The sequence below is a fragment of the Nannocystis punicea genome, from assembly GCF_026965555.1.
Classification (GTDB): domain Bacteria; phylum Myxococcota_A; class Polyangia; order Nannocystales; family Nannocystaceae; genus Nannocystis; species Nannocystis punicea.
In genome coordinates this window covers 5,693,688-5,719,422 of sequence record NZ_CP114040.1, presented here as the reverse complement: position 1 = coordinate 5,719,422, position 25,735 = coordinate 5,693,688, and the positions used below count along the sequence as shown (strand labels likewise).

The following is a 25,735-nucleotide window of genomic DNA, read 5'->3' as shown; positions in this document are numbered from 1 at the left end:
CAGAGCTCAGCCATGCCGATCTCGCTGAACAACGGCTCGCTGAACCCCCAAGCGTGCGGCCCCGACGGAGGGCGACGACTGCGAGGATTCGGCGCGGCGATTCACGGGGGGGCGCCGCACTGCGTGCAGTTATCGAGCGGAAGCCCCTGGACGTCGAGGAGCGCTTCGCAGAGCGCCGGGATCACCTGTCCGAGGGTGTCCGCGTCGAGCGGGTTGTCGCCGACGGAGAGGACATCGCACTCGGTGATCCAGGCGTCGTCGGCGAGCGGGGCGAGCGTAGTGATCGCGTTCGAATCGAGGTGGACGGAGCGCAGCGCCTGGTACGCGCCGAGCGGGCCGACATCGGCGATCGCGTTGTTGTCGAGGTGGAGGTCCTCGAGGATCGCGGGCGCGACGATCGGGACCGCCGTGCGTCCGGTCGCTTCGAGGAAGACGGCGCGCAGCGACGGGTGCGCGCCGAAGGCGTCGACCCCGGCCGCGAGCGGGTTGTCGCCGATGGAGAGCGTCTCGAGCTTCGCCGCGGCCGCGAGCGGCCCGCAGTCGGTGATCTCGTTGGACGAGATGAGCAGGGTCTCGAGGTCGGGCAAGGCGAGCGCCTGCACGTCGACGATCGCGTTGCCGTTGAGCTCGAGGCGCTCGAGCGCGTGCAGGCCCGCGAACGGCGAGACGTCGACGATCTGGTTGGAGTTGAGGCCGACGGTCCGCAGCGCGGTGAGCCCGGCGAGCGGCGCGACCGAGGTCACCGCGTTGCTCGAGCCCTGGAGGGTCTCGAGCTGGGTCATCCCGGCGAGCGGTCCGAGGTCGGCGATCGCGTTGTCGACGAACCTCAGCTCGCGCATCGCCGTCATCCCGACCAGCGGGGCGAGATCGGCGATGGCGTTGTCGTCGAGGTCGAGCGACTGCAGCGAGGTCATCGACGCCAGCGGCCCGAGGTCGGTGAGCGCGTTGTCCCTCAGCGTGAGCGTCACGAGGTCGACGAGCGGCGCGAGCGCGCCGACATCGGTCAGGCCGCACTCCGCGAGCGACAGGGTCTCGAGCGTGGCGAGCTCGACGAGGCTCGGCACCGCCGCCGCCGGCGTCTCGTCGGCGATCAGCGTCTGCAACGCCACCCCGGCGAGCGGCGCGTACGACTCGATCGGGTTACGGCTGATGTCGAGGTATGCGAGCTGCGTGAGCGAGGCGAGCGGGCTCAGATCCGCGACCTTGCTCTTGCCGATCACCAGGGTCGTCAGCTTCGACAGGCCCGACAGCGGACCCAGGTCGGCGAGCTTCATGCCGTGGAGTCGGAGCTCGACGAGGTTGGGGAAGCACTCGAGCCCGGCGAGCGAGTCGAAGACGCCGCTCACGGTGAGGAGCGTCAGCCCGAGCGCGGCCTGCGGCGGGATCGGGCCCTCGGGGATGTCGAGGAACGCCCGGACCTTGGCCTCGATGACCGGGGAGCCGAACACGATCTCGTCGCAAGGAAGGACAGGCGCGTCGGTGGTCCCCGTCGACGTGTCGCCGGGGTCGCTCGTCTCCGTCGACGTGTCGCCGGGGTCGCTCGTCTCCGTCGACGTGTCGCCGGGGTCGCTCGTCTCCGTCGACGTGTCGCCGGGGTCGCTCGTCTCCGTCGACGTGTCGCCGGTGGACCGGGTCGTCGGACCGGTATCCTCACCGGGGCCCGTCGACGTGACGCCGGTGGTCGGCGTCACAGGCCCGGTGTCCTCGCCGGGGCCCGTCGACGTGAGGCCGCCGGTGCCGGCGCTCGTGCCCTGACTGCCGCTGCTGCCGCCGCTGTTGCTGCCGTCGCTGCTGCTGCCGCTGCTGCTGCCGCTGCCGCTGCTGCCGTCACTGGCCGATTCGCTCGGGGTACCGGGCCCGCAGGCGAGACACAGGGTCAGCGCGAGGACAGGGCGAAAGTTCATGACGCCAGGATGCCACACGGATCGGCTCGATGTCCCGCCGCAACGGGCCGGACCGCGAGTGCTCACGAGACGCTGCGTGGGGAGCCCTCGGCGTCCATGACATCCTGCACCCCGCGGCGCAGCAAGCTGTTCGCCGCCCCTGACACCGAGCGGTCAGGGCGCCGAGCGAAGCCGTGGTGTCACGGCGCGTGCGTGATGTGACACGCGCTCTCTCGCGCTTCAGCCACAGTCCGCAGGCGGCCCGACCCGCGAGCGGTGAGGCTCGTGGCTCGCGGCGAGAACGTCATCGACCGACCGCCGCACTCGCCGTCCAGGGCAAGTTGATCCAGTCGCAGAGGATAAAAGGCGTCATGGACTCGCTGTCAGGCCCTCCGCCGGCGCCGCATCGCCACGACGAGCAGGCCTTCGAGCACGACCAGCGCCGCGACGACGGCGAGCCCCACCTGCGCCGGATCGCGGGAAACTCCGCGTAGCGCGTAACCCAGGCCGATGAGCGGCGCATTCCAGGCGGCATTGCCCAGCAGCGTCGCGCTGAAGAAGGTGATGGCGCGCAGCTCCAACACGCCGGCGATCAACGGCACGCACAGCCGCACCCCCGGCGTGACCTGGCCCAGCAGCACCAGCGCGAACGGCCGGCTCCGGCAGCCTTCCGCCAGCGCGCTGTAGCGTGCGGCGTCGAGGCCCGCGCGGCGACCCAGGCGCACGACCAGCGCCTCGGTACGGCGAGGACCCAGCGCGCGGCCGATCGCGTACCAGCAGACGGCGCCCAGCGTGGAGCCGACGCTGGCGACCAGGATGATCAGAGCCAGTCGAAGCGCATCCGGCACTGCGTGCATACCGACCCACACGTAAAGCACGTAGGACGGAAACACCGGCACCAGTTTTTCCGCGAACGCCGCGGCGCCGATGCCGGCGATGCCGCTGGCGAGCAACAAGGCGAGCCATCCGGTCTGCTCCATGGTCGCCTCAAGCGAACGCCGCCAGCGCGACGGGCCGGCGGCGATGGATGCGATACACCGCGGCCGGGGGCAGGTTGCGGAACACGCGGCCGACGCAGTCGGCCTCGAGCTCGAAGTGCTCCAGCAACGGCGCGGGCACAGGGCAGGTCAGACCGTAGGTGAACTGGTACAGCGCGCCGTCGCCACCCAGGCTGGTGAATGCGCCGGCGAGGATGTGCCGCCGGCTGTCGTGCGCGAGGTTCAGCAGCGGCAGCCCGCTGACGATCGCTCCCGCGGCGAAGCGCTCCGCGCGGGCCCACTCGCCGAAACGCTCCGCAGCCATGGTCAGCACATGAGCCCGCGGGAAGCGCTGGCGCAGGCAGGTGGCGAATTCCTCGTCGCGTTCGATCAGCACCAGGTTCGCTTCGTGTACGCCGCGCGACAGCAGGGCGCGGGTGAAGACGCCGGTGCCGGCGCCGAATTCCGCGACGCGCCCGCTGCGGCCGTGGATCTGGCGGGTGATCAGGTCGGCCAGGGCCCGTCCCGAAGGAGCGATGGCGCCGACGTGGCGCGGGTCGGCCAGCCAGCGGCGGAAGAAACGCAAGAGGTCCCGGGCGATCCCCATGGAGAGTCCTCTACCGCGCGAGCATGGCGGCAACATGGCGCGCTCCGAGATGCTCAGGCGGTCGGTGGGTGATGCGGGTGCGTCGACATCGGCGGGAACGCGATGCGGAAGCAGGCGCCGCCGCCGGATTCGTCGCGTACCGTGATGCGTGCGCCGTGGCGCTGCACGATCTCGCGGACCAGATGCAGACCGAGGCCGGCGCCGCCGGCTCGCGCGCGCAGGCGGTGGAAGGGCTCGAAGATCCGCTCGCTGTCCTCCGCCGGGATGCCTTCGCCTTGATCGGCCACTTCCAGCGTGCGCGGGGCGAGCACGCGCAGCGTGATCGTTCCGCGCCGGCTGCCGTGCTGGATGGCGTTCTGCACCAAGTTGGTCAGCGCGCGCTCCAGCGCGGCGAGATCGCCGTCCACCAGCATTGCGCCGGCGCTTTCGTCTTCCAGGGAGATGTCGTAACCGGCGGCGATGACCAGCGGCGCGAGGTCGGCGGCCACGCGGCGGGCGAGGTCGGCGAGGTCCAGCGGCGCGAACGCGACGTCCTGCTGACGCAGGCGCTGCGCATCCAGCATCTGCTCGGCGAGGTTGGCCAGGCGCGCCACGTCTTCCATCAGCTGCGTTCGTTGCGCTCGATCGGCCAGACCTTCCAGCCGCGCCTGCAGGATCGCAATCGGGGTGCGCAGCTCATGCGCTGCGTCCAGCAGGAAGCGCTGCTGGCGTGCGTAGCCCTCGTCCAGGCGGCTCAGCGCGGCGTTGACGGCGTCTACCAGCGGCGCGGCCTCGGCCGGCACGTGCGTCGTGGGCAGGCGTACGCCGCGCTGCTCGACGTCGATGCGTGTGGCGTCGGCGGCGGCGCGGTCCAGGCCGCGCATGGCCTGGCGCACCACCAGCGGCGTCGCCACCAGGGTGGCGAGCGCCATCAGCAGCACGCCCGGCAACCCGAGGACGGCGAGGGTGAGCAGCGCGAACTCGGCGAGCTGGCCCGCGGACACCGACGCGCCCGGCCCCGTCATGACCTGCACCACACCGGCGGCCGTATCCATGCGCTTCACGCGAGCGGTGGGACGCGGGGGATCGCCGAGGTTCCAGCCCAGCCGCGCCTGCCCGATGTGGTCGAGGGCGTGACCGATGCGCGTGTACTCGGGCGGGACATCGCCCTCCGTCAACCAATGTCCCTGTGCGTCGTGGATGGTGAACCAGAGGCCCGGCCCGTCGGCGCGCAGCGCCGCGAGCGCCGGGGTGGAGCGAAGGACGATGCTGCCATCGGGCGCGCGTGCGATCGACTCGCGCACCACGTTCAGCACGCAGTCCTCCGATTCCAGCGCCAGCGGTTCGCCACGCCACCATAACAGCCCCAGCAACGACAGCAGGAACAGGGCGAGGAGGACGGCCTGCAGCGCGACCAACCGCCGCACCAGCCGCCAGCGCAAGGAGCCGCTCTCGCTCATGGGATCGCCTCGCGCAGCAGGTAGCCGACCCCGCGGATGCCGTGGATCTCCACGCCCGCCGGTGCCAGCTTGCCGCGCAGGCGCGAGACATGCGTATCCAGAGCGTTGGGCTGCACGGTGTCGTCAAAGCCGTACACCGCCTCTTCCAGCGCGCCGCGCAGCACTGTGCGGCCCTTGCGCCGCAGCAGCGTCTCCAGCACCAGCAATTCGCGCCGCGGAAGCAGGAGCGGCGCGCCGTCGATGCTGGCCTCGCGATGGAGCAGATCGAAGCTCAGGCGGCCGACCCGCACCGTATCCGCCGCGAGGCGGCCGGGGCGGCGCAGCACGGCGCGCAGGCGAGCCAGCACTTCCTCGACCGCGAACGGCTTGGCGAGATAGTCGTCGGCGCCCTGGTTCAGGCCGGCCACGCGGTCTTCCAGCTCGCCGCGCGCCGTCAGCACGATCACTGGAATGTCGACGCCGCGCGCCCGCAATACCGGCAGTAGGGCCAGGCCTTCGCCGTCGGGCAGCCGCCGGTCCAGCAGCACGGCGTCATGCACCTTGGCCGTCAGCGCGGCAGCGGCGGCGGCGAGGGTGGGCACGTGATCCACCACGGCGTCGTGCCGGGCCAGCGCCGCCGCCAGAGCGCCGGCCAGTTCTGCTTCGTCCTCGACCAGAAGTATGCGCACGCGTGCCTCGGTTCGGCCCGGCGCCACCTTGGCGCATCGACATTGCGGCAACCTTGCGTGACCGTCCCGGCCGAGTCAATGGGTGGGCGCGTCGGGCCGCCGTCGCCGATGTGGGGGTTCTTGGAGGGTGCACGCCTCACCTCACACAACTGCCACCAGACGCGCAGGCTGTTGTCGGCGGAGCAAGACGTCATGGACCTGCTGCGAGTCTCGTTCTGTCGCTGCTCATTAAGACATGTCCATGCGGTCATGTCGCAGAGGTCATGCGACGGGCCTCAGTCCGGCGAGGAGGCGTCCTCCCACCAGCCCAGCGCGACCGTCAGCAGCACCAGGGTGCGCCGCAGCTCCGGCGGCGGCGGGGTCGAGCCGTCGAACAGGTGCAGCTGTTGCTTGCGGACGAAGTCGGCCGCCAGCAGCCCCTGCTCGTGCTCGTCGATCCACGACACGGAGCTGGCCGGCACGCGGCTCGAGCCGAGGAACCCGTGGCGCAGCTGCAGCCGCCGGCCGTGCACCTCGAGCTCGCCCTGCCAACATTCGGGGCGGAGGAGCGTTCGGGCCGCCCCGACATGTCTGGCGGGACAGTCGGCCCCGGGCGCCATCCAGAAACGCAGCGCGGCCGGGTCGGCGCGCGACCAGCAGCCGAAGCGCGTGCGTGGCACGCCCGGACCGGTGGGCTCGGTGGCACAGTCGATCCCGAGGTCAGGGTCGTCGACGTACGCCGCGGCGAACTGGATGTCGGCCACGTAGGCGCCCATCCCCGAAGACACCGAGCGCCTGGCGACGTCGATCCGGATCTGCGCGCCTTCGGGCAGGTCCCAGCTCACCGGGGCCGCTCCGTAACTCACCCCCGTGGTGGCCTGAACCACCTGCGGCTGCTGTTCGCCGGCGGGCCAACCGGGCGGATAGGTGACGGCGCAGGCGAGCAGGGCGACGAACGGGACCAGAGCGAGGGCGCGCACGGCGGCCCTCTACCAGCTCCCTCCGGGCCGTATTCCCGCGGCGAATCGCCGATCGACGACGGGGCCACGAGGCGACACGACGCGTCATTCTGTCTGTCCTCGGGGACATGTCGAGCGGCGTCCCGCGGTCGCGAAGCGAGATGTCCCTGAGGACATGTCGAGCGATGTCCCGCGGTTGCGTCTTCTACGTATTAGGCGCAGCGGGTCGAGCTGGCGGAGCCGCGCCGAGCTTGCGGTGAAGGCGGGCACCTTGAACTCGATCGAGCGCATGACGACGTTGCGGCGACTGACAGAGGCGGGAAGGCGCCTGGATGAGGCACAGCGGGCGAATCACATCGCCCGAGCTCGCTGGGTACGACAGACAGCGTCGCCTGGGGTCGTCCGAGAATCGCCTGACGGCGGGGCGTCTCCCGTCCGAGCGGGTAGGGGCCGTGTGCCTCGAAGGCTGACGACTGCGCCGCTCAGGCGCGCGGGAGCTGCCAGACGCGCACGGTGTGATCGCAGGCGCCGGACGCCACCTGGGTGCCGTCGGCGGAGATCACGATGCTGTCGACCGGGCCGACCTTCTCGTGGGAGCCGAGAACGGCGACCGTCGAGCCCTTGCCGAGCTCGACCAGCGAGATCTTCGGCCCACCGACGACCGCATGGGTCCCATTGGGCAGCATGTCGAACGCGCTCGCGCTCAACTTCTTGATCGGCTCGCTCTTGGGCTTCTTCTGGCCGAGGTCGAGGCGCACCAGCCCCTCCGTGGTCAGCACGATCGCGTAGCGGTTGTCGGCGGTGAAGCGACCGTCGGCGGCGCCGAACCGGCACACCGTCGCGCGAAACACCTCCTTGCCGGCCAGCCGATCCCACATTCGCACCGCCTTGCCCGCGCCGTACAGCACCCGCTGGCCGTCCGGCGACAGCGTCGCGAACGACGTCCGGTCCACCTCGAGGCGTTGCAAGATCTTGAGCGTCTTCGCATCGACGCAGCACAGGTCGCCGTCGTCGTAGAGCAGGATCAGCTTGCCGTCGAGCGACCAGCTGGCGCAGTAAGCCGTCTTGACCGGCAGCTTGGCCTGCACGGCCCCGGTTTTCGGGTCCAGCAAGGCCGTCACGGGGCCGCCTGCGAGCAGCTGCGTGCCGTCGGGCGAGGCCGCGACCCCGTGGTAATCGCCCGGCGCCTTGAATCGCAGCTCGCCGCTGGCGAGGTCGAACACTCGGATCGATTCGTAGGACACACCGACGACGCCGCCGGGGACGAACGTGACTCGCGTGACCCGATTTTCGAAGCGAAAGATCTGCTCCTCCGCGGTGGCCGCGGCCTTCGACTTCGCGGCCGCCGCCTTGGTCACCTTGGCCACCTTCTTGGCCACCTTCTTCGCCGGCTTCGCCGGCGCCTCGGCCTCCTCGGCCTCCTCGGCGATCTCGCGCGACGATCGGGCCGGAGCGTCGGCCCAGCGGCCATCGCGGGCGATGTCGCCGTCGTCGAACGACATGATGAAGGCCTTGGGCGGCAGGTGACGGATCTGCCGCTTGAGCTCGTCCTTGTTGATGCCGAGCGACACGTAGAACGTCTCGAGCGCCTTGAGCCCGGACAGATCGGCGGGGAACTTCTCGATCCGGTTGCCCTCGAGCCGCAACTTAGCGAGTCGCTTGAGCTGCGAGATGGCGGCGGGCAGCGCCGTGATCTCGTTGTCGTAGGCCTCCAGGGACTGGAGCTGCGTGAGCTCGCAGACCACCGCCGGGAACGTCTCGAACGCGTTCTTCTCGATGTTGAGCTGCGTGAGCTGCTTCAGCGCGGCCAGCTCGGCCGGCAGCTCGCTGATCGAGTTCTTCTCGAGCTCGAGCACGCGGAGCTCGGTGAGCTCGCCGAGCTCCGGCGACACGGCCTTGAGCCCGCAGCCCCACAAGTAGAGCGTGTTCAGCTTGCGCAGGGCGCCGATGCCGGCCGGCACGGTCTTGAGCGGGTTCATGCCCAGCGAGAGCGAGGTCAGGTTGCGGCACTCGAACAGCGCCGGCGGCAGCGCGCGGAGCTTGCAGTTGCGCAGCCCGAGCGACTCGAGCGACGGCATCACCGGGAAGTCGGCCAGGTCGAGCTTGGGCTGCTTGTCGAGGCTCAGGAAGCGGAGCTTCTTCAGCTCGGCGAGTCGCGGCGAGACCTTGGTGAGGGTCCCGCCTTCGATCGTCAACTGCGCGAGGTTCCGCAGCGCGAATATCTCGTCGGGCAGCGTCGCGCGCGTGAGCTTGAGTTCGAGGGCCTCGACGTCGCGCGGCGACGTGAGGGCTTCTTCGAGCGAGCGGGCGTGGATGACTGGCACTTGAGGCCGCGAGTGTACCCGGCTCAATTCCCGCTTCCAGTTTTTTTAAAAAGCAAAGCAAGAGGGGACCGGCATCGGTCGTGTAGGTGGCCGACACTCGCAGCCGTCCGCCTCGGGACATGCCCGAGGGATCGGGCGGGTCGAAGCAATCTCGCCGAATCATCGGTCCGGGCGCGACGGAGGACTCACTCGCTGTGTGCTGATTCAACGAGACGGTCTATTTCACGGTACAGCGTATCGCGGGCGACGTTCATCCGATCGTCGAACTCTTGTGGTGATCGGGGTGAAAAGAAAGCGGGTGGCACATGTCGTCGGCGGCTTCCTCGAAGGACAGGTTCCGCTCGAGGCGGTTGTGCACGTGCTACAGACCCACAGGTTCCGCTCGAGGCGGTCGTGCACGTGCTGTAGACCCACCTCGCGCGCGCGACCGTGGCTCAGCGGGCGCGGCTCATGACCCTGACGATCTTGGCGGCAAGCTTCGGGGGAGGGGGGCGCGAAGCACGCAACGCCCCCCCAGCCGATGCAGCGGGGCTTCCGTCTGCCCACGCGCACGCGCCGAGAGAGCGCGTCTTGCGCCGCCACCACGGCCCGGTCCGGCCGCCAGGTTGCGGGTGAGCGCGATTCGCCGCATACTCGAAGGCATGGATGCGAGCGAGCCGATCGTCATCTTGCGGAGCTCCAACCGCGAAGGAGCGACCTTCGCTCTGGAACCTGGCTCGTTGGCTCGCCTTCGCAAGGCCTTTGGAGAGGCGCTTCATCCTCGAAGCCGGGTCTTCATCGCGCACGAGACAAGGGACGATTACGAGCGCGTCCAAGCAGCCATCGCTGAACAGATCGTCATGCTCTTGACCGGGCTGCCCGAGAAGCGACTGCAAACGCTGGGACGAGTCGTTTTCCGCGACCCGGTTAGCGAGATGGACCTGCCTCGGTCGGCGGCATGACGCCTCAAGGATCATCAACTCTCCTGCTTCCGGGCCCGTCTGGGACGATCGTCAATTCGTCTGGCCAAGCATCCAGGTAGCCAGTCAGATCGGCTCCCCAACCCGAGGCGGAGTCCTTCTGGATCGTGACGCTGAACATGAGCCCTTTCGTCGTCGCATCTTCGTCCGCCAGCATCGGCCGCCCCGGGCCGGATCGAGGCGTAGCGATCTGCGCTTGACGAACGTTCGCCAGGGCAGGGCGCGGTATCACGAAAAATCGCCAACGCTCCGCGCATCGAGCCAGGAGCAGGTAGAAGAGTTCGACCTCCTGCAGCGTCCGCAGTTGGTCGCGGTTGAGACTGAAATCAGCCTTCCACCGCTCGTCGTCCTTCGACAGGCAAGTCGCCTGCGCCGACTTCACCTGCACCCGGTAGACCGTCTTGGACCGGTCGTCGATCACGAACGCGTCATCTCCGACGTCGACGACCGGTACGGCGACGTTCCATCCACGGAGCAGCAGCTCCGACATCGCGTGGTATTCTCCGGCCCGTCCGAAGTGCGTCGTCTTTTCGGCCATCGCGCAGCAAGCATGCCACGATGACGACGAGACCTTCACCGACCGCGAGCTCGCACAAAGGGGCGCCACGCGCGCTTCTCGGCCGCACGAGCGGCGAGGCCCTGCGATCGACCTCGGCCTGCACGTCGGGCCACTCACCGAGGAGCCAGCTGCCGTGGCGCGGAAGGAAGAGGGCGAGGCCGGCTTGAAGACGATCAACGACCTGCTCGGTCTCACGAGGTTCGAGTTCGCCAGCGGACGAGGCACCCCCGAGGGAGGACCGGGGGCAATGGCTTGCGGCGCCCCCGTCTCGCGGTTCGTTGTACGCGGCCGCCCCGGTGGACGTCGCTGCGAACGGCGCCCGAACTCGCCGTGAATCAGCGCGACTCAGCGCGGCTCGCGGAGCGAGGCGACGATCAGCGCCGCCGATTGCTCGGGCGTGTGCGCTTCGGTATCGATGCGCAGCGACGGCGGCAGCGGCGGAAACGCGAAGCCCCCGGCGCGCTCGATCGAGCGGTACAAGGCGACATCGGTGAGCTTGCCGAAACGATGCCGGCTGGGCTGGTCCAGTCGCTGGGCGATCGCTTCAGGCGAACACAGCAGTTCGACGAACACCACCTCGCCGCCGTGTGCGCGCACCGTCTCGGTCAAGGTCTCGATCAGCGCCGGATCGACACTGGCCTCGGGATGGAAAGTGAAGACGAACGAGCGTCCGGCCGCGGCGGCTTCGGCGAACGCCGCGCTCCAGATCGCCGCGCGCATGCGGCGGAAGCCGGGGCTGCCGAATTCGAACAAGCCCCGCGCTGCGTCCACCGCCAGATGGTTGTGGAACAGCGGGATGCCCAGTGCCTGGGCCACGTGGGTGCCGATGGTGTGCTTGCCGGAGGCGGCCGGGCCATGAATGAAGACGACGTGCATGGGGGCGGGGGGTCTTGCGATTCTTATACCGGATGCGGCGGCCGACCGCCGGCGCGCCTGCGCCCGGAGGGTGTGTCGACCGTCGGCCTGACACGACCTGTCCCTTGGATCATTTTTCAGAGCTCGTTGTCAGACGCAGGTGACGGCGCACCAAGAGTCCTGCGCGGCCCCGGTCAGCGGTAGAGCTGCGACGGGCCGAGGCGGGCCTCGAGAGCAGTGAAGAAACCGTGCTGCCAGGTCTCGCCCCATTCCTTGAGAACGCCCGTGCGCTCCTGTAGCGCCGCCAGCTCGCGCCGCTGCGAGCGCGCGCTGACGGCGGCCCCGACCACTAAGGCTACGACCAGCACGAGCCACGCTGCGGGCCGGGAGATGAGGGCGAGGATGGCGAACGCGAACAGGATCGGGAGCACGACGATGGCGCGGGCGGTCGGGTCCGACTCCGTCTTTGCGGCTTCGAGCGGGTACACGCGCACGCCGATCTCCGTGCGATCGCCCCGCGACTGCACGCGGACCACCAGCGACAGCGCCCGCTCCCGGTCGTGCAGGTCCCAGCCCGCGACGCCTGCGTGCGAGTGATCGCGGAGACCGTAATCACCGGCCAGCTCGTGGATCGCCGCGACGACCGCCGGCGTCGGCAGGGACAGCACGCGCCACCACTGCGGGGCCAGCACCATCTCCTCGCGGATCGCGATCGCCTGCGTGAACGGCTGCGCCTCGTCCTCCGCCGGGCCCGCGCGGCAACTCGGCGCGGCAGCCACGGGCATCGCGGTCCCCACGCACACTGTCCGCTCCTGGTCGGAGCGTCGGAGCAGCTCGTCGCGCTCGCGTTGCGGCAGCAGGTCGTAGTTGTGGACCGCGACATCGCAGCGCCGACAGCGGCGCCGCAGGACGTCATCGCCGTCGAGGCGGTCGAAGGACTGCTCGCAGACCTGCAGGAGGCGGAGCCGGGCCGTCATGCGTCGTCGAACGACAGTGTGACACGGCGGGCCCCCGATCTGCCACCTTGGGCCAGGCAACGGGCCGCCGCGCGGTCCGTAGCTCGGCACGGCGCAACGAGGCGCGGCGCGGCCCGTGGCTCGGTACGACGCTACGGGCCAGGCCTTCGCCGTGCCCGCCGCAAGACCTCACGGCACCAGCACCAGCTTGCCGAGCACCTCCCAGCGCTCACGGGGCCAGGACGTACACGATCGTCACCACCGCGCCGCCGCGGACGATCCGGAGCGCCGCGCTGCCGGTGGCGGTCAGGGCGTCGACGCCGCGCAGGACGGCGCTGACGTCGGCCGCCGGGTAGCCGTCGATGACATAGACGACATCGCCCTCCTCGAGCCCGAAGTACGCGGCGAAGCCGTCGGCGTGCAGCCAGTCGATGGCGAAGCCCTGGAACGGCTCGCCGTCGACCGTGACCGTGGTCGAGTGGGTCGTCGCGTCGAGCACGAAGTCGTCCAGCCTCGCCTCCACGTACCCCAGGGCCCACCGCGGGACGGTCACCGTCAGGCCGCCCACACCGTCGGGTTCGATCGAGATCTCGGTCTCGTCGGCCGCGACCTCGTCGACCTGGCACGGCTGCTCGCCCGCGGTCGGGTTCGCGGGCGGGCGCGCCAGCACGGCGGCCGCGAACGGCGTCGTCGTCGGCGACTCGCACTCCGCCGGCACGTGGCCGAGGGTGATCGGGTCGACCTGTTCGTGGAAGAACTTGCACTCGAGCGTGTCGATGTACCCGAGCGGGACGTCCCAGTCGCCGAGGTACGCGCTCTTCCCCGGCATGCGCGAGTACGCGGCGCCGAGCAGCATCGCCTGCGCGGCCCCGGCCCCGTGCGTGAAGGCGTCGCCGTATTCGTCGTCGTCCTCCTCGTCGTCATCCTCGTCGGGCACGTCGCCCGTCGTGTCGAAGCCGTCGTTGTGTTCGGGCTCGCCCATGGCGTGCCCGAGCTCGTGGGCGAAGCTCGGGGCGATGAAGTACTTGGCCGCGACGTCGGCCTCGACGCTGTTGGGCGCGCGAGCGAAGCCTCGCTCGACGGTCACCGCGTTCTGGAGCTTGGCCCAGTCCATCCGCCACGTGACCTCCTGTACTTCGTCGTAGGCGTGGATCTGGTCGATCGAGCTGTAGAAGTGGAGCAGGAACTCGCGGTTGTAGTAATTCTCGTCGAGCACGAGCGAGCCGGCCGCGGGCAGCTCGGCGACGGCGAACTTCTCGGCCCAGCCCTCCGGGTACAGCTCGTTGCTGAAGAACAGCGCCTCGTCGGCGGGTACGAACAGCGGGTGGAAGAACAGGGCGTGCAGCCCGCTGACCGTGTTCTTCAGCTCCTCCGCGTAGTTCGCGGCCTTGGTGGTCGCCAAGGCGTCGATCTGGGCCGTCGTCATCTCGGGGTGCAGCGCTGCCAGCTGCGGGACGAGGTCCTCCTTGGTGAAGAACCACGTCGACTCCCAGGTCCACAGGTCGAACAATTGCTCGCGGCACGCCTCCGTCGGCGCGAACGGGTCGTCGACCTCGGGCTCGGCCTCGGAGTAGGCCATGTCCGAAATCCCGAAAACGCCAGTTTCTTGGAGACATCGGGATTTCTTGATCTGGTCGGGGACATGACGCCCCGCGTTCCCCGCCACCAGCTCACGGACGACCAGTGGAACCTGATCGCGGACCTGTTTCCGACTCGCAACTGCAAGACGGGACGGCGCGCGAGAGATCGCCGGACGATCCTGAACGCCATCTTTTGGGTGCTCCGCACAGGAGCGCCGTGGCGTGATCTTCCGATCGAGTTCGGTCCATGGTCGACTGCGTGGGACTTCTTCAACAAGTGGAACCAAGACAGGACGTTCGACGAGGTGCTGCGACGACTCCGCAGCTGCGTGGTTTCGCATGACGACCCCCCCGCCGAGCTCTGGTGCATCGACGGCACGTCTATCCGCGCGGCTCGCTGCAGCAGCGGCGGGGGGAAAATCGACGGACCCAGAAGAACCGAAGGATCACGCTCTGGGGCGCTCCCGGGGTGGCTGGGGCACGAAGATCCACATCCTGTGTGACGCACACGGACACCCCCTCCACTTCCATCTCAGCGCCGGCCAGATCCACGACCAGACGATGGTCGACACCTTGCTTTGCGGCGCCGATGAGACTCTGCACGACGAGCACGGGACAACGATGGCTTGGCCCGTCGCACTCGCCGGCGATAAGGGTTACCGAGCGAACTGGGTCGACCAGTACCTGTTGGAGCTCGGCATCAAGCCCGTAATCCCGAGTAAGGAGAACGAGGACCGCTCCCTTCGGCCTGTCGCATTCGACAAGGCCGCGTACCGGCGTCGAAGCATCATCGAGTGCCTCATCGGCTGGCTCAAGGAGTCACGCCGGATCGCTACCCGGTTCGAGAAGAAAGCCATCAACTTCGGGGCGATGGTTAAACTAGCGTTTATCCACCGCTACCTGCGTCTGTCTGCTTCATGCGCGATTTCGGACATAGCCTAGTCCGATCACATGATTTCCGGTAGGATGGCGCGAGAGTGCGAGGGCTGAACTTGGAGCTGACGCCCGTCCATTGTGCGCAGATCCGCAAGGGGCTGCGGCTGTCGGTCAAGACTCTCGCCGACGTCCTGGCGGTGTACCCCAAGACGGTCGACAACTGGGAACGGCGCCAGCGCAGTTGGGCGAGCGGCCTCGCCGGGGCTCGGATTCGCAATGTGCCATCTGGGTCCTGATCAAGCGTGGGGCCCTCCGTGGCTGTCTCGGCGCCAACGACTCGTTTGGATCCTCCGCGCTGCGGCCACAGCAACCCGCGATAGCTGTTTGGGCAGAGTCTCGATGGTCCCTACATTCCTCGCGGCGCTTCAGCCGCAGGGACGCATCCGCTACCGTCTCGCCGTCCGCGACGAGCTCGAGGTTGAAGTGGAGGGGCCATCGCCGCGCCTCTGCCTCCGCGTCCGTCGACGGCTTGGGCTCCAGATGAAAGAGCTCGCGCAGCTGCTCGCGGTCAGCGACAACACCATCGCCACGTGGGAGCGTGGGCAGCCAGTTCACGGCCTCGAGGCGGACGTCTATTGCGCCTTGGACGCCAGCCTCCAGCGGCACGACCGGGCGGCGGCGTGGGGCGCTCCAGGCATGGCGCGCCACCGTCGCCTGCTGCATGTCCTTCAACACGGCCTTGCGGCGGATCCAACGACGTGCTCCGCCCCGCCGCCCGAGCTGTGCCTGCCAGAGCCCTTGCCGCTGTTGCCCGGGACGATGCTCCGCGTCCGCCCCGAGAACCTGGATAGGAGGGAGCCGTGGACGACAGACGAAAGCGACCGAGCGAAGCGATTGAGGCAGTTAAGCAGGAGCTCGACGGCCTGCTCGAGGCGGCTCGGGAGACCACCGTGCGCCTCGAGCACGCGTTCGAGGGCATGCGGGCGGTCGGCCAGCACGCGCGCGCAGTTCTCCGGAAATTTTGGACGGGCGGCGCGCGAGGGTAGGGTTCCGGGTCTTCGAGGGCCCGCGTGTTCACTCGAAGACAGCGTTTGGAGCGCGTAGGACCGCTCCAGGCGCCGCTTTTTTCATGCATGGCGGCATCGGATTGAGAATTCGCCCCCCGCAAGCCTGGGCGCGGACGTCTCGTCCGGGCTCATGTCGCATCTCCCTGGCGTGAGGCGGCTTCACCATCTCCGTGATGGCTGGTCTGGTGGGACGAGCTTGCATCGGACCGTGAATTCGCCCCTGAAGCGCTACGTTTGGGCGCGGACGTCTCGTCCGGGCTCGTGTCGCATCTCGCTGGCGTGAGGCGGCTTCACCCTTCTCCGTGATGCTGTCGGTCTGGCACGAGGTAGAACGAGAGGCGATGCAGAAGCACGAACTCTCTCCCACCTCGATCCACCTCGGCGACGCCGTGCAGGCAGTGGTGCCTCCTCTCGTCGCATACGGCCTCGCCAAGATCGCGTTTAGCGGCGTGACACGCCGATCGCTCTCCTTCCTCTTCGCCCTCGCCTTCTTCGGCTGCGACGACTCGCCGCCGCCGAGCGTCGAACCGACCACACCGCCGCCACCGCCGCCCGCACCGCCCCCGCGAGCCGCCGACAACCTCGACGAGTACACGTCGTTGTGCGACGGCGGCGAGCCCTTCTCCGCGGCGAAGCCGTACAAGAAGGGGGCGACGTCAGCCGACATCAGCCGCGTGGTGGCGTTCGAGAAGTACAAGGAGTCCGTGGATCCGGCCTGGCGGCACCTGACGTCTGCACCGATCGACGCCTGGTCGGCGGAAGGCCCGGCGGACGTCCAGCTCGTCGCCTGCGTCGAGTTGTCCAGGCGGCAGCTGCGACGCAGCTGCGAGTTCAAGGACAGCGCGGGCGAGCAGTTCAAGCTCGACCTCTACGACATGTCCCACGCGGTCCGGGTCGTCGAGGCCGCCACCGGCAAGGTCGTGCTCGAGCAGACCTTCGAGCTGGGGAACACCGAGGGGTGCCCGGCCTTCGAGCTGTTCGGCAGCAGCACCAGCGACTATCGCGGCGTCGACTACAAGCACAAGCTGATGGCCCTGCTCGCGCCGCTGCAGCCCGAGGGCGCGAGGCCACCGCCGCCCCTCAGCTTCGTCGAGCTCGCGCGCGTATGCGACGGGGTGGCCTTCCCCGGGACGGCCCGCTACGACAAGAGCGCCGCGCAGAAACACCCGCTCTACACGACCTTCCGCACCGACGAGTCCGCGCCGCTCACCCTGGCGGCCCCCCCCGAGGGCTACGACGCGAGGGAGTCGATCGGTGACCCCGCGGCGTACCAGCTCGTCGCCTGCGTCGTCGGCAAGTCCGAGAAGAAGCGGAAGGACTGTCGCTTCGACGGCGGCGCCGTGGTCGAGCTCCACGAGGGTACGGTCGACGTCGCTGTCTACGCGACCGCGACCGCCGAGTTGTCCGAGAAGAAGACCTTCAAGGCGACCGGCGGCACCTGCCCGATGCTCTTCAGCTTCCCGGCCGACACCAAGCGGGCCGCCTGGCTCCCGAAGATCGAGCCGGCCTACCACAAGTACATGGCCGAGCTCGTCAGCCCGTGACGGGCCGACGAGCACCGTCATGCGTGTCAGGCCGCTGTGGCGACGAACGATGGCTCGGTGGTGGCGGTGGTCGTGCTCGGCAGACTCGCGCGGCTGAATGCGACGGCTGCTGCGTCGTCCATTCCTCGATGCCAGCCATGATCGCCATGCCGCGGCGCATCCTTCTCGCCCTCGTCTGCCTGGCGATCAAATCGGGCTGCGCGTCCGACCAGGCCGCGGCCGAGCCAGCGAGCCCCACAGCGGCAGCACCCGTGGCCGCGCCGGCGCCCGAACCCGCGCCGGCGCCCGAACCCGCGTCAGCGCCCGAAACTGTGACGGCCGACCCCCCCGCCGCGCCGGCGTCTGAGTCCGCGCCTGCACCCGCACCCGTCGTCGATCTGGAGACCGTGACGGCGGTCCGGTTCAAAATCGTCGCCATTCCCAACCGCAAGAGTTGGGTCCACTGCGGACATCTCCATGTCGTCGGTGCGCTCGAGGTCGAGGTGCTCGACGTCGGCGAGCCGCCGCCGCGCATGTTGCTGCTGGTATCGTGCCCGGCCAACCTGCGCGGCGTGAAACTCGCGGTCGGGGAGACGATCGCGGCCACGCTGCATCACCGCAAGCAACCATGGCCCAGTGTGGGGGGGCTGCCTGCGAACCTGCCCCGTCGCCAGGTCGCGTCGTTCGATGCGCGCCCCTCCGACGATTCGCAGTGATCACGCCTGGGGCCGCGAGTTGCAGCCTCGCTGCCGAATGCCCGTACGGCGGCTCCATGATCCCGACCGCCTTCCACGGCGCATCGTCGCCACGCTCCAAGCGGGCGCCCGCCGCTTCAGCGGCCACCTTGCGCAGGGCTCCCCTGGACGCGCCAGAGCGCCGCAGCCAGGTCGCCATCGCCCCGCTCAGGCCAGACAACGTCCAGGAAGACGAGGAGGTCGCCAGCCGCTCCACCACGACGCGCTCCGTGGCCCCGCACTTGGTACGGGCCGAAGTTGTTCGCCCGCAGCGGAAGGCCAATCGTTCCGCCGGACAGGCTGCGGCTCTCCCAAGGGCTCTGCACGGGGAGCAGGCGCTCCGAATAGAGTTGTGCGTACGTCACAGACGGGCGCGTGACGAGATCGAGCGCGCGACCCTCATCAGCTCGAGCGGGTCGCCACACTGGGTCGGTTTCGACCGAGACGACACGCAGCAACAAGTCCCCCGGCGGTGAACCCCGCCCGCCACCGCCGAGGACGTGGAGCAGAACGCCGACTTCAGCGCCCTGGGGGACGTCGAACATCTCGTGCGTCCCCTCAGGTCGGGGCACGTTGATGCGCGTCCGGCCGCCGCGCAGCATCGTCAAGAAGGGGAAGCTGATTTCCCGGTACTCGTCGACGCCGGGTGGAGCAGGGGGCCGAGCTCGCGGTCGCGGTGCCTGCGGGGGAGCCGCCGCGGGTGCTGGAGGCGCGGGCGTCTCCATTGCGGCGTCTGTCTCGCTGTGTGCTGATTCAGCGAGACGGTCTATTTCACGATTCAGCGTATCGCGGGCGACGTTTATCTGCTTCTGGAACTCGTCGAATTGCGTCGAACCCTTGTGGTGGTCGGGGTGAAAAGCGAGAACCAGGCGGCGATGCGCCCGTTTGACCTCGTCGCGGCCCGCGCCGGCGCGTACGCCCAAAATCTGGCGCGCTTCATCGAGCGTCACAATGGAGGTGATAGTAACTGAATTGATCCGGATCGAATTGAAGAAAATCCCGTAATATGCGATGCTGCGAATGTGGCGCTAGACGATGACTCGCGGAGGGATAATGGTTCCGATGAAACCGGATCTTTCTCTGGGAGTTCGGACGCGCCGCGAACCTTCAGCCGCCTGGTGGTGACGCAGGTTCAGCGAGGCCCGCCGAGCCGGCTCGCGCGCGAGCTCGGGTGGAGGGACGGCCGATGTTCAGCGTGTTGATCGCGCCGACGCCGCCCGCGCTCGCGCGGCAGTCGCTCGAGGTCCACGACCGGTCGGCGCGACTGCGCGTGTTCGTGGACGGCGCGGAGGTTGGCCTCGCCTGAAGGTCAGGACGCTGTTCCTCAAAACCTTGGGGGCAGGAGTCTTTTCCCTGCGGACTCCTGCAATCGCACATCCAAGCGTGCGACCCCGGCAAGCACGACGGCCCTCGGCCGTCCGGCGTTTTGCCGATAATAGATATTATGTTAAGTTGAAGAGAACGGGCAGCCAGGAGCCCTGGGGCCGCATCCCGCCGCGTCGGCCTGGACCACCACACTGAGCGTCGAGCCGCGGCAACTCGAGCCGGAAAGCCGCGGCAACTCGAGCCGGAGTCCATCTCGTCGTCCAGGGACGAGTCGCGGCCTGCACCTTCAACTACATGCCCTCTGAGACATGTCCTGAAGTTCATTTTCACTCGCTGCGCTCCCGCGAGCCGCGGCCTCTCACGTCGCCCAGCTGACGGGCGCGAACGTCGGGCCGGACGCCAGCAGCGCCGCGAATTCGTCCGCGGCCAGGCGTCGCTCGAGGTCCTTGACGGCGATTCCGGCCTGGCCGATCGCCGCGCTCACCGTCCACCAGGCGCCGGCGCACACGTCCCCGACCGCGTACAGGCGCGGCGCCGAGGTCCGTTGCCGGGCGTCGACCTGGACGAAGCCGGCGTCGTCGGTGTCGACCTGACCCAAAACAAGCCCGCTGCACGGCGCCATGCCCACGCAGACGACGACGGCCGCGGCCTCGACCTGGCGCTCGCCGTCGGGTCCAGCGAGCACGACCCCCTCGACGTCCGGATCGCCGAGGATGGCCACCAGCCGTGTCTCGAAGTGCAGATCGATCCGCGGCTCGGCGGCGATCGCCGCGCGAAAGTCAGGGCGTGCGCGCAGCTTTTGGCCGCGGTGGACCAGGGTGACTCGCGGGCACAGCCGTGAGAGCAGCGCCGCCTCCTCGAGCGCCACGTCCCCCCCACCGACCACGACCACCGGGCGCCCCGCGAACGCGGGACCGAACCGCCGCGCCGCCGGCGACAGGCCGCGACCCGGAACATCCGCCTCACCGGGCACGCCGAGGCGGCGACGGGTCGCGCCGGTCGCCAACAGCACCGCCGTACCGCTCAGGCGCTCGCCGGCCAGTTCGACCACGCCGGCATCGACGTCGATTCGCTCGACCCGTGCATCCACACGGACTTCGCCCCCGAGGCGCTCGAGGTGTCGTTGCAGACGGACAGCGAGCTCGGAGCCGGTCGCCACGTCGAGGCCCGGACAGTCGAGGATCGGCGTGTCGTTGGCGAGGAGCTGGCCGCCGAGGCGTGGTCCGGCATCGAGCACGACGGCTCGCAGGCGGAGCGCGCGGGCGGCGATCGCAGCGGCGAGCCCGCCCGGTCCGGCGCCGACGATGACCAGGTCGAACTGCGCGTCCACGACCGATTTACCCGGGTTCCGAGGCGAAGTCCGCCGCGGTCCGCACGCACTCGACGGCGACGGAGCGGACCCGCGGCATGTCGAGCGGTTGCTTGACGATGCGCACGCGGGCGGTGACCTCGGGGTAGAGCTTCGTGATCTCGCGCGCGAGGTCGACGGCCAGCGCCTCGATCAGCGCGTAGCGGCGGCCTTCCACGTGCGCCGTGAGGTGGTTGGCGATGACGTAGTAATCGACGAGCCCCGAGAAATCGTCGCTGGCGGGCCCGCGGCCGAAGTTCGTGGCCAACTCGAGGTCGACGAGCACCGTCTGCTTGACGCCGAGCTCGACCTCGTGAAACCCGATCTCGATGTCGAGCGCGAGTTGGTTGCAGTACACGACGTCGCTCATGCGAGGGTTCATGACGGGGCACTCCTCGTGGGGCGCGCGCAGCGGCCCGTTCACGATGCGGCGAAGCTAGCACGAACCTGCCGACCAGAGGCCGTCTCACAGCGTCGGGCTCGGGACCCGGATGCGGCAGCGTGCATGGTGCACCTCGATCCGGGCTGGACTGCATGCATGGGGGACACTCCTCGTGGGGCGCGCGCAGCGGCCCGTTCACGATGCGGCGAAGCTAGCACGAACCTGCCGACCAGAGGCCGTCTCACAGCGTCGGGCTCGGGACCCGGATGCGGCAGCGTGCATGGTGCACCTCGATCCGGGCCGGGCTGCATGCATGGGGTGCACTGCGAGCTGAGCCCAGGCTCGACGCGTCCTGGCGACCTCTGCTGGAAGCGCCGGGCCGGGCAAGCCGGCGCTCATCGCTGTCCGCCGGGCGCATCTCGGTGCCGCGATCCAGCGAGCGCAGGCTCGTGCAGCCGTGTCGCGCCGCGAGCGCCACGGACACGCGCCGCCCTCAGCGGATCGGCAGCCAGAAGCGGCTCATGGGCAGCCAGATCCGCTCGGCGCGGCCCTTGACGTTGCCGCGGGGCACGTAGGGCTGCGGGCGTTCGGCGGCCGGATCGACGAAGTTGCTGGCGTCGTGGGCCTTCTGATAGGCGCGCTTGGCCAGGTCGCGGGCGACCTCGGGCGTCGGGCACAGGCCGGCGCTGCACTGCATGCGGATCACGACCTCGGTGGCCGGCACTGCGAACGCGTACTGCGTACCTTGGCCCGAGGCAGCTTCGCCGACGACGGCGCCGCTGGCGACGCTGTCGTCGACGCGAGCGTTCGGGATCTCGGCCTGCAGCGCGGCCAGCTTCTCTGCCAGGCCCTCGGTCGGCCGCAGCCACACCCACACGCCGAGGCTGTAGGCGATGTCGCGGACGGTCGCGTCGAGGCGGATCCGGTCGTACTCGTAGCGCTCGCCGATCGGGCTCTGCGGCATCTCCTTGTAGCCGGGGATGTCGCCAGGCGGCAGCAGCTCGGGCAGGCGCGTGCGATCCTTGATGACCGAAGGGACATGTCCCTCGATGCTGCGGACGAGCGCGAGCAGGTCGCGGTCGCCGGCGCAGCGCTGACGGCCGCACTCGAGGCTGAACGCGACCTGGCCCTTGGCGTCGGCGCGCACGTAGGTGAACTTGTGCTCGTCCTCGACCAGCCAGCCGTCGTCACCGGCCTCGTTGACGACCTGCCGCGCGAGCGTGCGCGAGCTGCCGACGGCCGCCAGCGCCGCATCGCGGACCAGGTCGACGCCCTCGTCGGGGGCCCGCCACGCGCGCAGGCGGACCAGCCCGGCCGGCGTGGAGGGCTCGGCGCCGGTCTTGCTGTAGCGGCGCTCGATGAAGGTCTCGGCGGTGGCGCTACGGCTGGTCCAGTGCTGCGAGTAGCGGGCGGTGTTGTCGCCGTCGAGGATCTGGCGCGCGTCCTGGCTGCGGTCGCGGTTCCAGCGCTCGACGACCTCGGCGACCTTCTCGGCCACGCGACCGGGCGTCTTGCAGACCGCGTTGCCGCAGCGCAGGCGCATCACCGCGTCGGCGGCGTTGAGGCGGAACACCACGTCCTGAGCGACGTCGCCGGACTTGAGGGTGAGCGCGACGACGTCGCCGCCGATCCGCTGCAGGCGCTCGCGCAGCTTGGTGTTGCCCTTGCTGCCGATCCGCTCGTCGCCCTCGATGAGGGACGAAAAGCTCGCCTCGGTCCCCTCGCCTGCCGTCAGCGCGCGGTAGACCGCCTCGCCGCCGAGCACCGGCTCGCGCCAGATCTCGAGCTCGAGGCCGTGGGAGTCGCTGGCGTGGTCGGCGATGTAAAGGATGTGGTCGAAGCTGGCGTCGCCGCGGGCCGAGACGTCGTCGGGGCGTGACAGCGAGAACAGCTTCTCCTCGGTCAGGTCGCGCAGGTCCTTGACGCTGAGCAGGCCGTCGGCCGCGACGGCCTCGACCTGGCGGGTCCACGCCAGGCTGTCGTGGCTCTCGTTGCGGTTGTCGCCCATCACCAGCAGGTGGCCCTCGGGCACCGTCCACTCCCCCACCCTCCGGGCCCCGGCGCGCGGGTCGAGGTTGGTCTTGTAGCGGACGACGTAGGTGTGGCCGTCGAGGGTCTCCTCGAACAGCTCGCAGTGCGGGACCTGCTGCGTGCCGCTGTCGTCGCGGCACTTCTCGGGCAGCTTGTTGCGCTTCAGCTCCTCGAACTCGGCCTCGCCGCTGCGACGGATGCTGACCTTGTTGCCGTCGACGCGGATGGTGTCGCCGGGCAGGCCGATGACGCGCTTGATGAAGTCCTCGGACTCGTCGATCGGGTAGCGGAAGACGACGACGTCGCCGCGCGCGATGTGACCCCAGCGCTCGCCGACGACGGTGGTCGTGAACGGGATCTGGATGCCGTAGATGAACTTGTTGACGAAGATGTGATCGCCGGCGACGAGCGTCGGCATCATGCTGCCGCTCGGGATCTTGAACGGCTCGTAGAGGCACGAGCGCAGGCCGAGCGCCACCAGGACCGCCACGCCGACGTTCTCGATCGTCTCGCGCAGCGGGCTCTTGCGGGCGAAGCTGGCGTGCTGGTGCAGCAGCTCGTCGAGCCGCTCGGCCTCGTCCTCGGCGCGGTCCCACTGCTTGGCCTCGCGGTAGCGGGCCAGCGCGTCGGCGCTGTCACGGATCGCCTGCGCGGGCTCGGGGGCGATCCGGCCGGCGTACTCTTGAGGATCCGGTTGGCCTCCTTGACCAACATCCCGGCGGCGGCCTTGACACTGCCCGTCGAGCGGCGCCCCTCGGGCTTGGCCGGGCGCGGCTCCTGCGCTTGCTGCGGCGTGGTCACGGAGGCTCTCTAGTCTAGCTTCAGGATGGCGTGGAAGGCACCTTGCGGGATTTCTACGTTGCCGACCGCCTTTAGGCGCCGCTTGCCGCGCTTCTGCTTCTCCAGCAGCTTGCGCTTGCGGGAAATGTCGCCGCCGTAGCACTTGGCGAGCACGTTCTTGCGCAGCGCCTTGACTGTGGTCCGGGCGATGACGCGGCTGCCGATCGCGGCCTGGATCGCGACCTCGAACTGCTGCTGCGGGATCTCGTCCTTCATCTTGATGCAAAGGTCGCGGCCGCGGTTGTAGGCGTTGTCCCGGTGGCTGATGAGCGAGAGCGCGTCGACGCGCTCGCCGTTGACCAGCAGGTCGACGCGCACCAGCTCGGCGCGGCGGTACTCGCCCTGCTCGTAGTCGAGGCTGGCGTAGCCGCGCGACAGGCTCTTGAGGTGGTCGTAGAAGCCGAACACGACCTCGGCGAGCGGCATCTCGTAGGTCAGCTGGACGCGCTTCGAGGTCTGGTACTTGATGTCGAGCTGGATCCCGCGGCGGTCCTGGCACAGCTTGATGATCGCGCCGAGGTACTCCTCCGGCAGCTGGATCCGGGCGGTGATCATCGGCTCCTCGATCGCCTCGTAGTCGCCGATGTCCGGCATCTTGGCCGGGTTGTCGATCACCGTCTCGGTGCCGTCCTTGAGGTACACGCGGTACTTCACGCTCGGCGCGGTGGTGATGATGTCGAGGTCGTATTCGCGCTCCAGCCGCTCCTGGATGATCTCCATGTGCAAGAGGCCGAGGAAGCCGAGGCGGAAGCCGAAGCCGAGCGCGACCGAGGTCTCGGGCTCCCAGGTGACGCTGGCGTCGTTGAGCGTGAGCTTCGACAGCGCGTCGCGCAGCTCGGAGTAGTCGGCGTTGTCGGTCGGGAACACGCCGGCGAACACCATCGGCTGCACGACCTTGAAGCCCGGCAGCGGCTGGGCGTTGACGTCGTCGGCGGCCGCGACGGTGTCGCCGACCTTGGAGTCGACGACCTCCTTGACGTTGGCGACCAGGTAGCCGACCTCGCCCGCCGACAGCTCGGGCATGCTGGTGATCTCGGGCGCGTAGGCGCCGACGTCGATGACGTCGTAGTGCTTGCCGGTCGCCATCATGCGGATCTTGTCGCCGGCGCGCAGGCGGCCGGAGAACACCCGCACCATCGAGATGACGCCCTTGTAACTGTCCCACCACGAGTCGATGATGAGCGCCCGCACCGGCTTGTCGACGTCGCCGCGGGGCGCGGGGATCCGGAGGACGATCGCCTCGAGCAGGTCGGCCACGCCGAGGCCGGTCTTGGCCGAGACGAGCAGCGCGTCGCTGGCGTCGAGCCCGACCGCCTCCTCGATCTGCTTCTTCACGCCGTCGATGTCGGCGCTCGGCAGGTCGATCTTGTTGATCACCGGGATGATCTCGAGGTTGGCGTCGAGCGCCATGTAGACGTTGGCCAGCGTCTGCGCCTCGACGCCCTGGGTGGCGTCGACGACCAGCAGCGCGCCCTCGCAGGCCGCGAGGCTGCGCGAGACCTCGTAGCCGAAGTCGACGTGCCCGGGCGTGTCGATCAGGTTCAGGGCGTAGGTGATGCCGTCGTATTTGTACGACATGCGCACGGCCTGGGCCTTGATCGTGATGCCGCGCTCGCGCTCGATGTCCATGCGATCGAGGTACTGCGCCGTCTTGTCGCGCTCGGTCAAAAGACCGGTGGCCTCCATCAACCGATCGGCGAGCGTGCTCTTGCCGTGATCGATGTGGGCGATGATGCAGAAGCTACGGATCGTGGGCCGCTCGGGAGCGGTCGGATCGACCATACGTGGAACGGACTTGCTCATGTCAGGAAGCGGAGCGGTGAGCGGGTGCGGCGCGGACGTCGTGGAGCGAAAACCGGGGAC

Annotated in this window: 22 protein-coding genes; 6 read left to right on the top strand and 16 right to left on the bottom strand. The window is 69.2% G+C overall.

Going from position 1 to position 25,735, the window contains the following annotated elements:
• Positions 1 to 101: 101 nt before the first annotated feature.
• The 7 genes from O0S08_RS22040 to O0S08_RS22010 form a co-directional block, all read right to left on the bottom strand.
• On the bottom strand, positions 102 to 1,904 hold the full coding sequence (locus O0S08_RS22040) for a leucine-rich repeat domain-containing protein (protein WP_269041177.1): 1,803 nt from the start codon (positions 1,902 to 1,904) through the stop codon (positions 102 to 104).
• A gap of 362 nt (positions 1,905 to 2,266) precedes the next feature.
• A complete protein-coding gene (locus tag O0S08_RS22035) occupies positions 2,267 to 2,863 on the bottom strand; it encodes a DedA family protein (RefSeq protein WP_269041176.1) in 597 nt (198 codons plus the stop codon).
• A 7-nt stretch (positions 2,864 to 2,870) separates the two neighbouring features.
• A complete protein-coding gene (locus O0S08_RS22030) occupies positions 2,871 to 3,467 on the bottom strand; it encodes a class I SAM-dependent methyltransferase (RefSeq protein WP_269041175.1) in 597 nt (198 codons plus the stop codon).
• Between the two features lie 53 nt (positions 3,468 to 3,520).
• Positions 3,521 to 4,906 (bottom strand): sensor histidine kinase, encoded by a 1,386-nt coding sequence (locus tag O0S08_RS22025; RefSeq protein WP_269041174.1) that lies wholly within the window; start codon positions 4,904 to 4,906, stop codon positions 3,521 to 3,523.
• Positions 4,903 to 5,574 (bottom strand): response regulator transcription factor, encoded by a 672-nt coding sequence (locus O0S08_RS22020; protein ID WP_269041173.1) that lies wholly within the window; start codon positions 5,572 to 5,574, stop codon positions 4,903 to 4,905. The genes O0S08_RS22025 and O0S08_RS22020 overlap by 4 nt, the downstream gene beginning before the upstream one ends.
• Before the next feature lie 275 nt (positions 5,575 to 5,849).
• Positions 5,850 to 6,533 carry a hypothetical protein gene (locus O0S08_RS22015; RefSeq protein WP_269041172.1) on the bottom strand — a complete coding sequence of 228 codons (684 nt, stop codon included), beginning with the start codon at positions 6,531 to 6,533 and terminating at the stop codon, positions 5,850 to 5,852.
• Positions 6,534 to 6,994: 461 nt separating this feature from the next.
• The gene (locus O0S08_RS22010) at positions 6,995 to 8,836 is read right to left on the bottom strand and encodes a leucine-rich repeat domain-containing protein (RefSeq protein WP_269041171.1); all 1,842 of its coding nucleotides are present in this window, start codon (positions 8,834 to 8,836) and stop codon (positions 6,995 to 6,997) included.
• Positions 8,837 to 9,477: 641 nt separating this feature from the next.
• On the opposite strand from O0S08_RS22010, the gene O0S08_RS22005 reads away from it, so the two are divergent.
• Positions 9,478 to 9,777 (top strand): hypothetical protein, encoded by a 300-nt coding sequence (locus tag O0S08_RS22005; protein WP_269041170.1) that lies wholly within the window; start codon positions 9,478 to 9,480, stop codon positions 9,775 to 9,777.
• Between the two features lie 4 nt (positions 9,778 to 9,781).
• Here O0S08_RS22005 and O0S08_RS22000 read toward each other — a convergent pair whose 3' ends face one another.
• The 4 genes from O0S08_RS22000 to O0S08_RS21985 form a co-directional block, all read right to left on the bottom strand.
• On the bottom strand, positions 9,782 to 10,333 hold the full coding sequence (locus tag O0S08_RS22000) for a group I intron-associated PD-(D/E)XK endonuclease (protein ID WP_269041169.1): 552 nt from the start codon (positions 10,331 to 10,333) through the stop codon (positions 9,782 to 9,784).
• A gap of 366 nt (positions 10,334 to 10,699) precedes the next feature.
• Positions 10,700 to 11,230, bottom strand: coding sequence for a nucleoside/nucleotide kinase family protein (locus O0S08_RS21995; RefSeq protein WP_269041168.1), 531 nt, complete (start codon positions 11,228 to 11,230; stop codon positions 10,700 to 10,702).
• A gap of 173 nt (positions 11,231 to 11,403) precedes the next feature.
• On the bottom strand, positions 11,404 to 12,186 hold the full coding sequence (locus O0S08_RS21990; protein WP_269041167.1) for a hypothetical protein: 783 nt from the start codon (positions 12,184 to 12,186) through the stop codon (positions 11,404 to 11,406).
• Between the two features lie 208 nt (positions 12,187 to 12,394).
• Positions 12,395 to 13,744, bottom strand: coding sequence for a hypothetical protein (locus O0S08_RS21985; protein WP_269041166.1), 1,350 nt, complete (start codon positions 13,742 to 13,744; stop codon positions 12,395 to 12,397).
• A 63-nt stretch (positions 13,745 to 13,807) separates the two neighbouring features.
• Here O0S08_RS21985 and O0S08_RS51295 point away from each other — a divergent pair, with 63 nt between their 5' ends.
• From O0S08_RS51295 to O0S08_RS21965, 5 genes are all read left to right on the top strand, one after another.
• Complete coding sequence (locus O0S08_RS51295) at positions 13,808 to 14,248, top strand: IS5 family transposase (protein WP_371879537.1); 441 nt, start codon at positions 13,808 to 13,810, stop codon at positions 14,246 to 14,248.
• Positions 14,199 to 14,687 (top strand): IS5 family transposase, encoded by a 489-nt coding sequence (locus tag O0S08_RS21980; RefSeq protein ID WP_371879549.1) that lies wholly within the window; start codon positions 14,199 to 14,201, stop codon positions 14,685 to 14,687. Before O0S08_RS51295 ends, O0S08_RS21980 begins: the two co-directional genes overlap by 50 nt.
• A 794-nt stretch (positions 14,688 to 15,481) precedes the next feature.
• On the top strand, positions 15,482 to 15,667 hold the full coding sequence (locus O0S08_RS21975; RefSeq protein ID WP_269041165.1) for a hypothetical protein: 186 nt from the start codon (positions 15,482 to 15,484) through the stop codon (positions 15,665 to 15,667).
• A 362-nt stretch (positions 15,668 to 16,029) separates the two neighbouring features.
• A complete protein-coding gene (locus O0S08_RS21970; protein ID WP_269041164.1) occupies positions 16,030 to 17,232 on the top strand; it encodes a hypothetical protein in 1,203 nt (400 codons plus the stop codon).
• Positions 17,233 to 17,369: 137 nt separating this feature from the next.
• Positions 17,370 to 17,927: a hypothetical protein gene (locus tag O0S08_RS21965; protein ID WP_269041163.1), complete on the top strand. Its 558-nt coding sequence runs from the start codon at positions 17,370 to 17,372 to the stop codon at positions 17,925 to 17,927.
• A gap of 116 nt (positions 17,928 to 18,043) precedes the next feature.
• On the opposite strand, the gene O0S08_RS21960 is transcribed toward O0S08_RS21965, so the two are convergent.
• From O0S08_RS21960 to lepA, 5 genes are all read right to left on the bottom strand, one after another.
• The gene (locus tag O0S08_RS21960) at positions 18,044 to 18,895 is read right to left on the bottom strand and encodes a DnaJ domain-containing protein (protein ID WP_269041162.1); all 852 of its coding nucleotides are present in this window, start codon (positions 18,893 to 18,895) and stop codon (positions 18,044 to 18,046) included.
• A 734-nt stretch (positions 18,896 to 19,629) separates the two neighbouring features.
• On the bottom strand, positions 19,630 to 20,601 hold the full coding sequence (locus tag O0S08_RS21955) for an NAD(P)/FAD-dependent oxidoreductase (protein WP_269041161.1): 972 nt from the start codon (positions 20,599 to 20,601) through the stop codon (positions 19,630 to 19,632).
• A 7-nt stretch (positions 20,602 to 20,608) separates the two neighbouring features.
• Positions 20,609 to 21,043 carry a dihydroneopterin aldolase gene (locus O0S08_RS21950; RefSeq protein WP_269041160.1) on the bottom strand — a complete coding sequence of 145 codons (435 nt, stop codon included), beginning with the start codon at positions 21,041 to 21,043 and terminating at the stop codon, positions 20,609 to 20,611.
• Between the two features lie 451 nt (positions 21,044 to 21,494).
• On the bottom strand, positions 21,495 to 23,537 hold the full coding sequence (lepB, locus tag O0S08_RS21945) for a signal peptidase I (protein WP_269041861.1): 2,043 nt from the start codon (positions 23,535 to 23,537) through the stop codon (positions 21,495 to 21,497).
• A gap of 305 nt (positions 23,538 to 23,842) precedes the next feature.
• Positions 23,843 to 25,654 carry a translation elongation factor 4 gene (gene lepA / locus O0S08_RS21940; protein ID WP_269041860.1) on the bottom strand — a complete coding sequence of 604 codons (1,812 nt, stop codon included), beginning with the start codon at positions 25,652 to 25,654 and terminating at the stop codon, positions 23,843 to 23,845.
• Positions 25,655 to 25,735 lie beyond the last annotated feature (81 nt).

What these genes read in the sequence shown, in the direction of transcription:
- O0S08_RS22040 (WP_269041177.1), bottom strand. Translation starts at nt 1,904, where the DNA reads ATGAACTTTCGCCCTGTCCTCGCGCTGACCCTGTGTCTCGCCTGCGGG.
- O0S08_RS22035 (WP_269041176.1), bottom strand. Translation starts at nt 2,863, where the DNA reads ATGGAGCAGACCGGATGGCTCGCCTTGTTGCTCGCCAGCGGCATCGCC.
- O0S08_RS22030 (WP_269041175.1), bottom strand. Translation starts at nt 3,467, where the DNA reads ATGGGGATCGCCCGGGACCTCTTGCGTTTCTTCCGCCGCTGGCTGGCC.
- O0S08_RS22025 (WP_269041174.1), bottom strand. Translation starts at nt 4,906, where the DNA reads ATGAGCGAGAGCGGCTCCTTGCGCTGGCGGCTGGTGCGGCGGTTGGTC.
- O0S08_RS22005 (WP_269041170.1), top strand. Translation starts at nt 9,478, where the DNA reads ATGGATGCGAGCGAGCCGATCGTCATCTTGCGGAGCTCCAACCGCGAA.
- O0S08_RS22000 (WP_269041169.1), bottom strand. Translation starts at nt 10,333, where the DNA reads ATGGCCGAAAAGACGACGCACTTCGGACGGGCCGGAGAATACCACGCG.
- O0S08_RS21995 (WP_269041168.1), bottom strand. Translation starts at nt 11,230, where the DNA reads ATGCACGTCGTCTTCATTCATGGCCCGGCCGCCTCCGGCAAGCACACC.
- O0S08_RS21990 (WP_269041167.1), bottom strand. Translation starts at nt 12,186, where the DNA reads ATGACGGCCCGGCTCCGCCTCCTGCAGGTCTGCGAGCAGTCCTTCGAC.
- O0S08_RS21985 (WP_269041166.1), bottom strand. Translation starts at nt 13,744, where the DNA reads ATGGCCTACTCCGAGGCCGAGCCCGAGGTCGACGACCCGTTCGCGCCG.
- O0S08_RS51295 (WP_371879537.1), top strand. Translation starts at nt 13,808, where the DNA reads ATGACGCCCCGCGTTCCCCGCCACCAGCTCACGGACGACCAGTGGAAC.
- O0S08_RS21970 (WP_269041164.1), top strand. Translation starts at nt 16,030, where the DNA reads ATGCAGAAGCACGAACTCTCTCCCACCTCGATCCACCTCGGCGACGCC.
- O0S08_RS21965 (WP_269041163.1), top strand. Translation starts at nt 17,370, where the DNA reads ATGATCGCCATGCCGCGGCGCATCCTTCTCGCCCTCGTCTGCCTGGCG.
- lepA (WP_269041860.1), bottom strand. Translation starts at nt 25,654, where the DNA reads ATGGTCGATCCGACCGCTCCCGAGCGGCCCACGATCCGTAGCTTCTGC.